Genomic DNA, 14,117 nt, shown 5'->3' with positions numbered 1-14,117 from the left:
TTCTATATGCCGCTTATATTTTAGTAAAACCTTTGCTATTGTTGCAAAGATGGGATGCTTTGGTTGCCCTGTAAGCCCCCGGTATGTATACATAAGATATGGCGCTCTTTGATTTTATCGGTAGCAATGAGGTCTAGTACACCCCACAACATTTTAGCATTATAGACAAAGTCAAGTGGAAGATCCTGTGTCCTTTTTACCGTATGGATAAACGCGATTAGTTCAGGAGTATGTTTGGCAAATCCACCGAAATGATAATCGGTTTCGAGGCGCCATCGCGGATGCGATATCTGTGCCTGTATGCCCTCCTGCATATAACTGCCGTTTTTCATAACGGTAAATCCGATGGCAGATTGATGTGCCTGTAATCCGTCTGCTATGCCACAAAATGTAGTACCAGAGCCTACCGCGCAGCAAATTAACTCCGTTTCAGCATCGATATAATCATTAATCTGCCGGGCTCCTTTTAGGCCTAAAGACCCACTACCACCTTCTGGTATGATCAGTGCCCCTGGATATTGCCGTTGCAATTCCTCGATAAAATCAAGCTCATTTTTAGTTGCATAAGCAGCACGGGAAAGAAAATGAAGTTCCATATCCAAATCCCTGCAATGCTGTAGGGTAGTGGTTATGGCTGCTTGTCCGTGGAAGCCCCTTACGATACCCCTACAGGGGATATTGTGATACTGACAGGCCGCGGCAGTTGCAATCAGGTGATTAGAGTAGGCTCCTCCGAACGTAATGATCTGGTCAAAAGAACCGTCTTGAAATAAAGCGATATATTCTTTTAGTTTAAACCATTTATTACCCGATACTACCGGATGAATGGTATCAAGCCTTAAGAATTTGAGTTGAATGCCTTTTTGAGCTAATAATTCATGATGAAAAATCGACTGCTTAAATTCAAGGTTCAGATCAATAGCCATACTCTTTCAGATAGGTATCGTTTTCTCTCCATTTAGGTCTTACCTTAATATATAATTCAAGGAACACTTTTTTACCCAGAAACTGTTCAATACTTTCTCTTGCTTTTGTACCCAGCTTTTTAATCATACTGCCTTTGTCGCCAAGCATAATTATTTTTTGGGTTTCTCGGGTCACCACAATATCTGCACTGATGCGCACAATATGAGGCAGGTCTTTAAAAGATTGTACGAGAACTGCGGTATGGTAGGGGATTTCCTTATCATACAGAAAATATATTTTTTCCCTGATCAGTTCCGATACAAAGAAGCGGGTAGGGCGATCAGAGATATCATCTTCCGGGAAAAAAGGAGGATTGGGGGGCAGGTATTCCAGTACAGCCGGAAGAATCTGTTCCATATTGATCTTCTTCGTTACCGAAATGGCTATCGTTTTGGTTGGTTTTATTTTTTCGGCAAAGGCCGCCAATAGTCTTTCCTGCTCTGCTTTATCCTTGATCAGGTCTATTTTATTGATCAGTAAGATCGTGGGTGATTTTAATTTTAAGGTCGCAATGATTTCAGCGAAGCCATCAATGCTTTCTGTGGCATCTGCCATCAGCAAGGCTACGTCCGCATCTTCCATAGCACTTTTTACCTGTTGCATCATTTTGCTATGCAACTTGTATTTGGGATTGATAATGCCCGGGGTATCGGAAAAAATAATTTGATAATTTTCTTCAGTGATAAAGCCCAAGATACGATGCCTAGTCGTTTGTACCTTCGGAGAGATAATCGCCAAAGATTCCCCGATAAGGGCATTCAGTAAGGTAGACTTACCGGCATTTGGGGGGCCGAATATGTTGACAAATCCTGCTTTGTGTTGTGTATCCATGTGATGCAAAGATAGCGGAAGCAATTTATTTTTAAATAATTATAAAAAAAGTTTGGTCAATCAGATTAAGAGTCCTACTTTTGCACTCTCAACAGCGCGAGGTAGAGCAGCGGTAGCTCGTCGGGCTCATAACCCGAAGGTCGTTGGTTCGATTCCAGCCCTCGCTACGAACCACATACAGCGGAAAATCTAATAGATTTTCCGCTGTATTATTTTATGCCTACCTCATTTCAATCTATTAGGATTTCGTAGAAAAATATGCAGATTTGGTATGTCCAAATCATGAAATCATTGATTATTTTAATTGATTTTCATATAGTTGATTCGGTATTTTATGGTAAAAAACGGATGTTCCGGTCAGGGTGGGGCAAGCGGAATCGAACCGTCTTGAAAAATGGATTATAAACCTATTATGGTTAAAGCTATCAGCGAAATGGACCTCAAAAGCCGATATTGAAGGGAGCATAGGAGCATCACTGCCGGCAGTGCTTAACTTTTCAAAAATCCTTAAATGATCTGATGCTTCATAAGGTATGCCAATGCTTCTTTCACTGCTTGCTCCTTGTTTTTCGGATTAAATCCAAGTTCATTTCTAGACTTAGAAATGTCAAAATTCTGTTGCAATCCTGAAAACATGGCGATGTCTTTAGTGGTCAGTACAGGTGGCTTTCCACGCATCTTAGCGGACCATTCCATAAAACCTGCAATAGCGTGCAATATGAATTTTGGCACAGATCTCGGTATTTTTAGTTTCAGCTCGGGATATAGCTTTTGAGCTAATTTAGTTGTATCGGTAATGGTCATACATTCTTCGTTAGCGAGAATATAACGTTCGCCAGAACGACCTTTTTGTGCGGCCAAAAAGCAACCTTCAGCAACATCTTTCACATCAATCCAGTTCAGGGTAATTCTGGTATCGACTGGAATTTGTTTATTTAAAATTAGTTTTAGTATACCATAGGAAACATTCAGAGGAGCAAATGCTTCGCTTCCTATCATTGCTCCAGGCATTACAGATACCAATTCAATGCCTAATTCTTTAGCCAGTTCAAAAGCGAGCCTTTCACCATCATTTTTAGAGTTGTAATACATATCCCTGCGGTCTGGATTGTAGCCATTGCTTTCTTTTGCAGGTAGATGAGTATAATCCAATGCAGCGATAGAACTCACATAGACAATTCTTTTTACCCCTGCTTCGGCTGCAGCTTCTATCGTATTGCGCGTTCCTTGCATATTTACATCGTAAATTTCTTTTTTGGGGTCTTTGGCCCATAATTTGAAAGCGGCACCAACCGCATAAAAAGTATCAACACCTTGTAAGACTCTTTTAAAGGAAGCCTTATCCGTTATATCTGCCTGAACGACGCTACAATCTAAATCTTTGAAATGTGCTGTATTTGAACTGTTGCGAACGGAAGCGCGTACCGGAATTCCTTTTTTAAGCAGTAGCCTAACTAAATTATTACCCAAATGTCCGTTGGCACCAGATACCAGCGCTAAATTTTTATGTGTCATATCCTTTGATGTTAAATGATATGGCAAAATTCAGCTTTGTTCCGTCAGGATCACTTCGCAAATGTTACTTAATAATCTGTTTGCGGATGCGGCTCAAACTTTTAGGATTCATGCCCAGAAAAGAAGCGATGTATTGCATGGGAACATTCTGTAGTACTTCCGGATGTTCTTCCATTAGTTTTAAATACCGCCGTTCTGCGTTAAGCGTAGCCAGTTCTTTTGCACGGGTTTCATTATAGGATAATGACTGCTGAAATACCCGAATACTGAAGTCTTTAAAGGCGGCGCTTTGTTCTATAAATGTATCGAGATCAGATTTCGTAATCCTTAATAGCTCGCATTGCGTAACACATTCCAAATTTTCATCAGACTTCTTTTGAGTAGCAAAATTAGAATAAGATGTGATGAAACCAGGTGGGCAATTTATGTGTGTTGTTAGCTCCTCGCCCTTATCATTAAAATGGAATAAGCGGATAAAACCAGAAACGATAAAATACAGATAGCCGGGTATTTTCCCTTCTTCTTCAATCACCCGATTTTTGGGATACAAAACGGGTTCAAAGTATTGCATGCACAAATTTCTTTCTGAATCCGAAAGTGCTACACTTTGTGTTATAAGATGGATAAGTTGATTGTGCATACTGCGAAGGTAAAAAACTTTAAACGATACGACACTACATCGTGCTTGGTTTGCGCAATGCTATTGTTAGTATATCACGGCTTTAACTATCAAGTAGAAATTACCCTTTTTTTTTGACATATTCTTTTAGCAGCCTTATAAAAATTTTAGATCGTTTTCTTGAAAATCTGAAATAACATATCGTAAATTTTGTACTTCGGATTAGAAAAGGTAAATCCCGGAAATGTAGTATTTCCGGGATTTACACTGTATAATAAATGCTTAAACCTAATAAACTAATTAGTTACATACATTTAAATTAATGGGTAGGGTATACCAGGTACCATTGTATTTATATCCATGAGTGGAATTGGCCGTATACCAAGCAGCGCCCGGAGCTGCTTGACGGTGCAGGGTTTGCTCATCATCATAAGAATCCCATCCGTCTCCCACTAACTGATCAACCGTACTACAGTTGGTAGGGTCTTTAGCATCACATGCCAGTGTTACGTACATTTCTCCTTTAAATGTAGTGTAATTTCCGTTGGCCAATTTTTTAATTAACCTCGAATAAGCAACTACCCTTAATCTCGGATTATTACTACCTCCGATATTCTGCATCACCAATTTTCCACTTACCCATCTGTCCGTTGAAGGGACATTTAAATAATGCCAGTCAGAGTCTTTAAATGCCAGCAAACAAGACGGAGGAATCGTAATCGTAAGTGGAACGGTTTTTTGATCAAACGGTGTTCCGGTGTAGTTTGAGTTATCATAAGCATACATTTTTATGTTATAGTGATTGACATTATTGGGTGTTGGGAATGTATGCGTAAAATTTTCTACTTTCCATCCGGCTAATGAGAGCACCGGACCATAATATCCCAAAGCAGAACCATCATCGAAATCGACCTTTACCCAGGACTTCACTCTGCTACCGTCAAATGCATAGATATCTCTAAAATAGTAAGCACCGGGATCGGTGCAGGTACCGACCTGAAACAGCGTTGGTCCATGCAGTCCGGGCGTCCCGGTTCCTTTCATCGGAATATATCCTTCGCCGGTTAAACGGATTACCCCCGAGTATTCTCTACCATCATCAACGGTAAGCAGATCATTTAGTGTCGAAGTCTCCGGATTCAGGGCTTTGAATTGGTCTAATACATCTTCATGTCCCTCTTTAACGACTACTGCAAAATTTTTATTGACGTAATGTATAATCTCTTGTCCGATTTGCATGTCCAGCGATGTATTCAGGATAGAACGCAGGTCAGACCCTACTACAAAATGTTCGTCCGGTATTTCGCGTAGTGTAGACCATCCAACCTGATTGAGCTGTATAAATTGATCATGTGCAATCTTACGTAACGAGGTAAAACCCAGGCCATCTTCGATTTCCTGTAGGATTATATGCTCATCCGGAGCGCCTTCAACGGCCTTTCCTAAAAATGTGAGGTATGCATCAAAATGGTTATAATCCGTAAAGACTAACCGCCCCCTATCTATCTGCGGATAATTAGAGAAATTGTATTGGCCGGACAATGTGCTGAGTTTCCCCATATCACGCTGACCGTCTGTATGAGGCTTTTTGCAGGACATAACCGAATAGGAAAGAAAAGCAAAAATCAATAATTTTTTAATCATTGGATCTTGTTGTAATTTATTACTCTTGTCTCACCGCCATAGAGTTGTGATTCAGCGGACATCGGATTTATATAGGTTGTTGATGCAGCTTCCTTTTCTCGTATTCGCGAAATACGCTGTAACTTAATCCGCCTTGTCGTGATAAAAAAGGATCAGTTCACGCCCTCGTCATTTCGGTTGACCTATTTGTCATTTGAGTTCACCCAATCCGTAATAAGCAGCTACACTAGTATCTGTTATTCAGGTTCAGCCGATGTCCGTATAGTACGAAATCGATCATTGTTGTTTTGATTTCTGCGCTAAACCTCAATTATATTAATCGCGATCATGCTGCTTATTTCAGCGCAAATGTGCATAAAGCCGTTTTGTGTACAACAGCGCAAAAATCAGTAAAAGATATTGGTAAAAAAGCGAGGTATAAACAAGCGTAAGTTATTCTATTAAAGAGAGTTATGTCTGCTGTGCAGTATAAGAAAATACAACATTTAAAATGTCATTATTTACGATATATTATGAATGACAAAACATAAAGTTTGCTAATGTGTAAAACGAATTTGCAGAGTGTTTTGAAGCATATTTCTCTGCTTGTCGCACTATGTTTAAACGAGCCGGTTGAGATATAATTCCCTATGTAGATAATAATAGATTAGCGCTTAACAGTAAAATAATATGTAAAAACCCGAGAAATGAATTTGTTTTGAATGCGATAAATTACTTAATTTGTGCTAGTAACAAGCAAATCGAGCCGCCTGAACAGCGGTTTTGAAAGATCTTTGATAAAACCAGCCCTGCTAAAAAAAACAATGAATTTTTTACAAAGGATAAGCTGTCGGTAATGAAATTATTCTTATAAACTGGAATTATAATAGCCATGTTCTACACAGAATCGTATCAGGTCTATTTTACTCTTTAGTCCTAGTCGATCCGTCAGTCGTTTGATATAGGTATCTATAGTTCTTGCAGAAAGATTGAGTATTTCCCCGATATTTTTATTGCTTAGTCCTTCGTAACATAATTTCATCATCCGGATTTCTAGAAGGCTCAGGTCATACTGTTCCTTTACCGGGTTTTGTTGCACAAGGGTATGCGCCGCGAGGGATTGCTTTTCCCAGACTGTCCTGTAGTCCTGGTACCGTTTCAGAGGCGTCAGCACCATATTCATTAATATATCTATAATGACATTGCTGCTTTTCTGACAGTAATAGACTTTGGGTAGTTGCAGCAGTATATTGGCCATGTCTTCCTGGTAGGTGGGAGAGTAGGCGATAATGGGTGTTGTTGTATCTGCAGACCGGATGTATCTTATTGCCTCTATGCCACTCATGATGGGCATAAAGAGGTCGATAATAAAGATATTTTCTTGCCTCAGATGTATCTGCCGGATGAGCTCATGACCATTATTACAATTGCTGGTCAGCATCATCTTAGGATCATTCAGGATAGAACTGATCAGCATTTGTTTGAAGTAGAAATCGGCGTCTGCTATGGAAAATCTAATCTTTTTCATAGTATACTTTTTATCGGTGGTTTGGTTGAGTCAACGCGTTATGTGTACAAATATATTGATTTGAAATTAGATGATATGTTTGTGAATTATGCATAACAAAAACATAAAATTCATTTTTTATTGGAATAACCTGAGTGTATAATAAGGAACGATATGATGAACTATATAAAATCTAAGAAACAAAACGCAGTAGAAATACGAAAAGAGCTCTTGAAGTTTATCGGCTTTTTTTTAGTGCTGGTATGCATTAGTTTTCTGTGCCTGTATCTATTCGCATCCAGCTACAGCAAGCAGCGAAAAGTAATAGAAGATAATATTGTTGCTTATAAAGAAGTGCTGAATAAGCAACAGGTTTTAAAACCAAAACTAGACTCTTTATTTTACCAGATGTCGGTGATGAATACCGACCGGGTTTCTAACAACGCCTTCCTTGCAAACTACATCTATACCAACATCCAGGAGGTGAAAAAAGTGATTGGTAAGGATAGTGCTGAATTTAAGCATTATTATTATCTTGTAAACAGGTTAGACAGCATGATGCAGCTGAAACTGGAGGTGATGAATATCAGTGCCCGATTTGAATTAACCAAAGCTGATCTGCAAGAATGTATGGGGCAGAACCGCCAGATACGCCAGTCTTTGTCGCAAGATCCGACAAGAAGCTTTAGCGGTAGATAGATTTCCCTTTTATTTTCTAAGAACAAAAAGATATTAAAGCTATGCAAGGTTACCATTCCCTCTCCAAACAAGAAAGACGATACCAGTTTTTTTACCTGCTGGGACTCCTGGCGCTGGTGTTACTGGTGCTATCCCTACTTTTCCTCAGAAAATTCGACTCTCCTTTTGCACGGGACGGTGCACTGTCCCTGCAGATGCTCGAGCAGAGAAATAAATTTACTGCACGCCAGGCAGCTGTTTCACCCTTGGTCGAAAATACATTTCGAAAAATAATTGTACTCTCCAAAGATTCCGTTCAACCTTTTGTGGAGAGCGATATTAAAACCAGTATCAATGAGGTGGCCAATGCCTTTGAAGGCGTAGAAATATATGATTCCCGTAAAGAAGACTATTACCAGATCGCACAGTTTATGAAAATGTACTTTTCTGATAAAGTATTAGTAGCTAAAAAAACAGAAAATATTGCCCGGTTCGAAAAAGAGCTGAACGAATGTCTTTCGGGCTTTAAAGATAATCAGCAAAGATTGTCTCAAATGAAAAATGCCATGTTATCCAGAAGCGCAAAATAAAAACCACCTTACAAACGATGTCCTACTTTCAAAGAAACAAAAAGCAGATTATTGCCATCTCGGCCGGAGCGGTACTCGTTCTGGCAGCCCTTATCTTTTGGTTACAAAGCCGGTTCTTCCACAGTGTAGATGATATTGATGCAAAAGTGACCCCACTTGTATTAACTGCAGGAGATACCCTGTTTTACAAAGACAAAACGGATTTTTCTGCGATCAAGAAATGGAATTTCGGAGACGGAAACGTGTCCGTAAATGATAGCGGTTATTACATTTATGCACATCCCGGTTATTACCAGGTGAGCATTACCCTGAATGATAAATATACCAAAACATTTTCCGTTCAGGTAACGCCGAAACAAGAGTTGGCTGTAGCTTCCGATACCTTTGTGACCCAGATTGAAGGGCCAAAAGAAGCCATGGTTATGGAGAATGTAGAGTTCCGTGCGATTACAACCAAAGCGAAAATCTTCCGGTGGAAATTTGGGGAATCCGGTATGTTTAACTCCGGAGAGAAAAACCCTATTTATGCCTATAAAAAACCGGGAACCTATACCGTAGTACTCGAAACAGAAGAGACTGCTTATCCTATTACACATACCATCACGATCAAACCGGGCTATGCCGTAGTAGATTCCACATCTGCCGCCACGATAGATGATATGTACAAAAAAATAGACGATGACTTCCGTTATCACCTGCAACAGATCGCAAACGGCAATAACTTTAATGAGCATTATAATTACCTGCTCAATAAATACCTCTGTAATAATGAGAATGCCGTTGTCAAAGACGATAAACAAAAGTCTAACAGCTTTTATTACTATTGCGCCGGGCTTCAGTTCGACAAAAACGTGACCATACAATCGGTGAAAGTCGGTTTTGATGATAATATGAATTGTGTAACCAAAGTAGATGTAATCCAAAGTAAATAATGAAGCACTATCTATTACCCACCGTATTTGCTGCATCTTTGTCCGTCCTTATAGGAGGATGTGCCGTTGTAAAAACATCTTTAACGCCAAAACCGCAGACCTATGGCACGATCGAAAAAACGAAAGTAAAAGAAGGCTATGCGCAGCAACCGCAACCCTGGATCCTGTTTTCGGACCGGGAAGAAAACGTCACTTATCTGCGCAGCCGAAAATCTTCTGCAGTCAGCAGCAAAGGCCGGTTTCTCGAGCCATACTTGGTACTTTACGAAAAAGGCAATATGCTTAAACTGGCCCAGTACCAGGCCGGAATGGTCAATAAAGGAATGGTAAAGCGTAAAGCCATCAAAAAAGTAGGCTGGGCTTCAAAAGAACAGCTGCTGCTTTGGAATAACGGGCTACCGGCCGCTGCTTCGGGCAATATACCCAAAGCCGTATTGGTTTCCCGCACCAGCGATGTGCTGCTTAATATTGACAAGTATCTGGAAAATGACTCTGTAAAGGTTTTTACGGCACCTTCACTGACCAATGCCGCTTCGGTAAAGCTGCCCGTGGGCGATGTCGTCTATATCTATAAACAATCCGAAGACGGAACACGCTACCTTGTCGGTGGTAAACCCACTTTCGATATCGACAGCGCACAAAAAATTATCTATGGCTGGGTGAGCCGGGATATGATCTCCTTATGGGGAGAGCAAACCGCAATCAAAATGGGAGTAAAAGATGTAGCCACCACCAAGGTATACCTGACTAAAGACAGCGCAAGTGCAGGCCAGATTGCACCGGTACTGACAGAAGGCAGTCTTTTGGGCAGATCTTCATTTGAAAAGATTATGCCGGTTACTGCTTACAACAAAACTGCAAGGAATACACATACCAACTTCCTGGTCAATCCACTGAACTATGAAGCCAACAAGATTTATAATATCCTGGGCAATCCGATTTATTATAGCCGCTTCAGGGAAATTTTAAGCGACAACCGGAAACTAAACATTGTTTTTGTGGTAGATGTAAGCCATGGCAACCGGTTGTACCTGCCTTACGTGAAATCGTTCATGCAGGAACTACAGCTTAAGTTTATCGCACCTTCTTATTACGAAAGCGTGAAGTTTGGAGGCGTAGTATTTAAAGATAATACCTGTGGTGTAAGAGAACTCAGCTCTGGCTTAAGCAATAATTACCGTGATGTAGCCACCTTCTTTGAGCAAAAATTAAACAGCATTACCTGCGAAGACGGATATTATGCCCAGCCGGTCAATAATGGCCTTATCGAAGCGTCGAGACTCCTGACGCCGGTGGCGGGGGAGACCAATATCATCGTGGTAATGGGTACGGCAGCCAATGAAGCAGGTCAGACCAATGAAGCGATCCAGGCCATGACCCGCGTCAACGCAAGGATGATTTTCTTCCAAACACAGGCCAAGTCGGCAGATGGTTATAATGACTTTGTATTGCTGGCCGAAAAAGTACTGACCAACAGTGCCGCCAATGTAGCAGAACTGAAAAAAGAAAAGATCGTAAACCAGGATGATTTTCTGATCAGCAATAACTTTAACCTGAACAAAGGAGAACAAGGTGTTTTTTATCTGGATTTTCCCAACAGCAGCATGATGCAGGGCTTTGTCTTGTTTCCCAACAAAGGGGAAACGCTGCCCGCCAAATTGCTTAAAGGCGCTATCGATAGCCTGATCGGCCAGGTGACCAGCGATAATCAGCGGATAGACAGCTCACTTAATGCCTATTTTAAATCTGATATAGGAGCCAACCTTACAACCGTAAATGCAGACTTTAAAGATCGTTTTGAAGACATCAATGGGGTATTGCCCGCCCGGACGGCAGCTTACCTATTAGATAATAAAGCAGTGCTGCTCGCCAATGGCTTTATCGGAGATTCACTAGATCTTTCCTATAATGGCATAGAGAATGGCGTATTGTTGGACGAGAAAGAATATGACCGTTTATACCAATACTATTACAAAATATCCAAAGACTGTTATAGTCATAAAAACTTTAACCGTAAAAGAGCGCTGCGCAGATATGTCCGTATCACAGCCAATAGCAGGCCCGGGTATGTAAAGCTCCGGAAAGGTAAATTGAATCGCCAGCCGATGGCTTACAGCGTAAAAATGGGATCAGGCTTCATCAACCAGGACCCCTTGTTCAACAATATTTCCCTGAAACAATGGCGTTCCGGCAAGGTAGAAAGCGCGGCAGTAATCAGCTATTTTGAACGTTACAAGCTCCTGGCCAATAAATTATCGTCTAATAAAAACAGCACGGCCATTAAAATACGCCATAATGGAAAAGTCTATTATTGGCTGAATCAGGATTATTTACCGGCAGTACAAAACAATCAGTAATTTATGGGAATCCTTATATCAAACGAGACGGTTAAGCAGCTCTTTCATATAGCACAGTCACTTGCCCGCGAAAATTATAATGAAAAATTCGGGGCAGCGCATGTGCTGCAAGCCTTGGTGCATAAAGATATAGACCTGCTAGATTTCCTGCGTGCCATAGGTAAAGACCCTGGATATATATACGAATGGGCAGATGTACGTGTAGAAGAATATCCGACGGCTTCTGTACTGCCTTCCGAGATCGGGCAGGATGAAGCAATCTCCAGGCTGATGGATGAGGCGGAAGACGTACGCCTTCGCCTTGGACTAGATGAGATCACGCCTTTATGTGTTCTCGCGGCAATCGTAAAACCCAATATAGCCTTCTCGGCCGAGCAGCTTAAATCGCTGCCCTTGCGGGAGTCTGAAATATACAATCTGTACAGTACACAACATGATAGTTTTGTAGCACCGGAGCAGAGCAATTTGCTGAATGGCAACTTACCCAAAAGCGGAGGAAACTATGCAGCGATACAGAGCTACTGCATCGACCGCACGGCACAAGCCCGTAACGGCAGTCTGGATGCCATTATCGGCAGAGAGCAGGAAACCCGTAACCTTATTGAAGTACTTTGCCGGAGGAGTAAGCCTAATGTAATTATTGTAGGCGAGCCCGGAGTCGGTAAAACGGCACTGGTAGAGGGTTTTGCCCATGAGATCATCAAAGGGCAAGTACCCCAGTTACTGGCCAATGCTATTTTATTAGAATTGGATACCAGCTTGCTGGTGGCCGGTACCTCTTATAAAGGAGAGATCGAAGACCGCCTTAAAAAAGTGATTAATGATTGTAAAAAGCTGGACAAAGCGATATTATTTATTGACGAGATACACAGCCTGCTCGACAGCAAAGGTTCCGCCGGTAATGTGGCGAACCTTCTGAAGCCCGAACTGGCTCGTGGAGAGATCACCGTGATCGGCGCCACAACCCATGAGGAGTATCGCAAGATTATAGAACCGGAAGCGGCATTTAACCGCAGGTTTGAAGTCTTAAGCATAGCAGAGCCCGATATCAATACCTGTGCCAAAATGATCAGTGTGCTGGTAGACCGCTATAAAGCGCACCATGGTATAGAGGTAGACAAAGACGCCATTCCGGAATGCGTGCGCCTGGCAAAACGGTATGCTAAAGGGAAAAAGCTTCCGGATGCCGCGATAGATCTGCTTGACAGGACGATGGCCGCCATCAAAATGCTTGACGAACTGTCTGAAAAGGAACTGGAGCACTGGAAAACAGAATATGATCAACTGCTGGCAGCGCCTTATGCAGAAGAGGCGGATCTTGTGCTGGATCTGCAATGGATGTATGGTCAACTTAGAAACAGGATCAGTCCTATTCTATGGGGTTCTCTGGCAGAACAGCCCGAATTAGATCCTAATGCCGGTACGGCACAAATAAAAGAACTGATTGCCGGTGTGTATGAAGAGCTGAAAGGATATGCAAGCATTAAAAGAGAAAAAGTAGGGAAGCTGGAGCTGGCGGCTGTAATGGCGGCCAAAACCAATATCCCGATTGGGAAAATACAAGCGCAGGAAAAAGACCGGCTCCTGAATATGGAATCGTACCTGATGAAAAGGGTAATAGGGCAGGATCATGCCTTAAAAGTACTCTCCGATGCAATTATTGAAAGCCGAAGCGGCTTGAACAAACCGGGGCAACCCATCGGGTCCTTCTTTTTGCTGGGGCCGACGGGTACCGGTAAGACAGAGCTGGCCAAATCCATGGCCGAATTGCTCTTTAACGATGAAAAAGCGATGATTCGTTTTGATATGTCGGAATTTAAAGAAGAACATTCAGCGGCCCTGCTTTATGGGGCTCCTCCGGGCTATGTAGGCTACGAAGAGGGTGGTATGCTGGTGAATAAGATCCGACAGCAACCCTACGCAGTGGTGCTTTTCGATGAGATTGAAAAAGCCCATAGTTCCGTATTTGATGTATTCCTGCAGATTATGGATGAGGGTAAAGTACATGATAAACTGGGTAAAGAAGGTGATTTCAGCAATGCGCTCATCCTGTTTACCTCCAATATCGGCAGTGCCCATATTGTCGAAAAATTTGAACAAGATACCATTCCGTCTTCTTCCGAATTGATGCAGGTTATGTCCGGCAATTTCCGTCCAGAGTTCCTGGCGCGTATCACGGAGATTATTCCGTTTGCCCCGATTACCGAAAAAATGGCAGAGCAGATCTTCCGGATACAGCTCAAATCCCTGACCTCGGCGCTTACCCGCCTGGGCATAGGATTCGATATTAGTCCCGGAGCGCTACGCAACCTGGCTGTGTCCGGCTTTAGTAGCCAGTATGGCGCGCGGCAGATCGGTGGCGTAGTACGCACACAGCTGGCAAGGCCTATTTCGAAGAAGATCGTTGGGGAAGAGGTAAAACCCGGCGAAACAATATCAGTCGACTGGGATGAGGCTTCACAGACTGTGTTTTGGAAGATCGGACAATAAAATAAACAT

General features: G+C 42.0%; 11 protein-coding genes and 1 tRNA gene. 6 read left to right on the top strand and 6 right to left on the bottom strand.

All coding sequences use genetic code 11. The annotated features are described in order from the left end of the window. Positions 1-35 precede the first annotated feature (35 nt). Together DBR32_RS14145 and era are read right to left on the bottom strand one after the other, a co-directional pair. Positions 36-926 (bottom strand): 1-aminocyclopropane-1-carboxylate deaminase/D-cysteine desulfhydrase, encoded by an 891-nt coding sequence (locus DBR32_RS14145; RefSeq protein ID WP_124637019.1) that lies wholly within the window; start codon positions 924-926, stop codon positions 36-38. After that, entirely contained in the window at positions 916-1,797 is an 882-nt protein-coding gene (gene era / locus DBR32_RS14140) for a GTPase Era (protein WP_124637018.1), read from the bottom strand. The genes DBR32_RS14145 and era overlap by 11 nt, the downstream gene beginning before the upstream one ends. A gap of 95 nt (positions 1,798-1,892) precedes the next feature. On the opposite strand from era, the gene DBR32_RS14135 reads away from it, so the two are divergent. Then, a tRNA-Met gene (locus DBR32_RS14135) sits at positions 1,893-1,964 on the top strand. A 340-nt stretch (positions 1,965-2,304) separates the two neighbouring features. Here DBR32_RS14135 and DBR32_RS14130 read toward each other — a convergent pair. From DBR32_RS14130 to DBR32_RS14115, 4 genes are all read right to left on the bottom strand, one after another. After that, the gene (locus DBR32_RS14130; RefSeq protein WP_124637017.1) at positions 2,305-3,312 is read right to left on the bottom strand and encodes an NAD-dependent epimerase/dehydratase family protein; all 1,008 of its coding nucleotides are present in this window, start codon (positions 3,310-3,312) and stop codon (positions 2,305-2,307) included. Positions 3,313-3,376: 64 nt separating this feature from the next. Further along, the gene (locus DBR32_RS14125) at positions 3,377-3,883 is read right to left on the bottom strand and encodes a Crp/Fnr family transcriptional regulator (RefSeq protein WP_199724518.1); all 507 of its coding nucleotides are present in this window, start codon (positions 3,881-3,883) and stop codon (positions 3,377-3,379) included. Between the two features lie 348 nt (positions 3,884-4,231). Beyond that, positions 4,232-5,575 (bottom strand): hypothetical protein, encoded by a 1,344-nt coding sequence (locus DBR32_RS14120; RefSeq protein WP_124637015.1) that lies wholly within the window; start codon positions 5,573-5,575, stop codon positions 4,232-4,234. A gap of 847 nt (positions 5,576-6,422) precedes the next feature. Beyond that, complete coding sequence (locus tag DBR32_RS14115) at positions 6,423-7,082, bottom strand: LuxR C-terminal-related transcriptional regulator (protein ID WP_124637014.1); 660 nt, start codon at positions 7,080-7,082, stop codon at positions 6,423-6,425. Positions 7,083-7,235: 153 nt separating this feature from the next. Here DBR32_RS14115 and tssO (DBR32_RS14110) point away from each other — a divergent pair, with 153 nt between their 5' ends. The 5 genes from tssO (DBR32_RS14110) to DBR32_RS14090 are packed head-to-tail and all read left to right on the top strand — an operon-like array spanning position 7,236 to position 14,108. Then, positions 7,236-7,760, top strand: a complete 525-nt coding sequence (tssO, locus tag DBR32_RS14110; RefSeq protein ID WP_124637013.1) for a type VI secretion system TssO — start codon at positions 7,236-7,238, stop codon at positions 7,758-7,760. Positions 7,761-7,801: 41 nt separating this feature from the next. Then, on the top strand, positions 7,802-8,329 hold the full coding sequence (tssO, locus tag DBR32_RS14105) for a type VI secretion system TssO (protein ID WP_124637012.1): 528 nt from the start codon (positions 7,802-7,804) through the stop codon (positions 8,327-8,329). Positions 8,330-8,346: 17 nt separating this feature from the next. Beyond that, positions 8,347-9,261: a PKD domain-containing protein gene (locus DBR32_RS14100; RefSeq protein WP_124637011.1), complete on the top strand. Its 915-nt coding sequence runs from the start codon at positions 8,347-8,349 to the stop codon at positions 9,259-9,261. Beyond that, complete coding sequence (gene tssR, locus DBR32_RS14095; protein ID WP_124637010.1) at positions 9,261-11,618, top strand: type VI secretion system protein TssR domain-containing protein; 2,358 nt, start codon at positions 9,261-9,263, stop codon at positions 11,616-11,618. Before DBR32_RS14100 ends, tssR begins: the two co-directional genes overlap by 1 nt. Before the next feature lie 3 nt (positions 11,619-11,621). Next, the gene (locus DBR32_RS14090; protein ID WP_124637009.1) at positions 11,622-14,108 is read left to right on the top strand and encodes an ATP-dependent Clp protease ATP-binding subunit; all 2,487 of its coding nucleotides are present in this window, start codon (positions 11,622-11,624) and stop codon (positions 14,106-14,108) included. Positions 14,109-14,117: the final 9 nt, after the last annotated feature.

Origin of the sequence: Taibaiella sp. KBW10 (genome assembly GCF_003852495.1) — a bacterium.
Taxonomy (GTDB): Bacteria; Bacteroidota; Bacteroidia; order Chitinophagales; family Chitinophagaceae; genus Edaphocola.
This window is presented reverse-complemented; position numbering and strand designations above follow the sequence as displayed.

Coding starts and splice junctions, on each gene's coding strand:
- DBR32_RS14145 (WP_124637019.1), bottom strand. CDS start 926: ATGGCTATTGATCTGAACCTTGAATTTAAGCAGTCGATTTTTCATCAT.
- era (WP_124637018.1), bottom strand. CDS start 1,797: ATGGATACACAACACAAAGCAGGATTTGTCAACATATTCGGCCCCCCA.
- DBR32_RS14130 (WP_124637017.1), bottom strand. CDS start 3,312: ATGACACATAAAAATTTAGCGCTGGTATCTGGTGCCAACGGACATTTG.
- DBR32_RS14125 (WP_199724518.1), bottom strand. CDS start 3,883: ATGCAATACTTTGAACCCGTTTTGTATCCCAAAAATCGGGTGATTGAA.
- DBR32_RS14120 (WP_124637015.1), bottom strand. CDS start 5,575: ATGATTAAAAAATTATTGATTTTTGCTTTTCTTTCCTATTCGGTTATG.
- DBR32_RS14115 (WP_124637014.1), bottom strand. CDS start 7,082: ATGAAAAAGATTAGATTTTCCATAGCAGACGCCGATTTCTACTTCAAA.
- tssO (WP_124637013.1), top strand. CDS start 7,236: ATGATGAACTATATAAAATCTAAGAAACAAAACGCAGTAGAAATACGA.
- tssO (WP_124637012.1), top strand. CDS start 7,802: ATGCAAGGTTACCATTCCCTCTCCAAACAAGAAAGACGATACCAGTTT.
- DBR32_RS14100 (WP_124637011.1), top strand. CDS start 8,347: ATGTCCTACTTTCAAAGAAACAAAAAGCAGATTATTGCCATCTCGGCC.
- tssR (WP_124637010.1), top strand. CDS start 9,261: ATGAAGCACTATCTATTACCCACCGTATTTGCTGCATCTTTGTCCGTC.
- DBR32_RS14090 (WP_124637009.1), top strand. CDS start 11,622: ATGGGAATCCTTATATCAAACGAGACGGTTAAGCAGCTCTTTCATATA.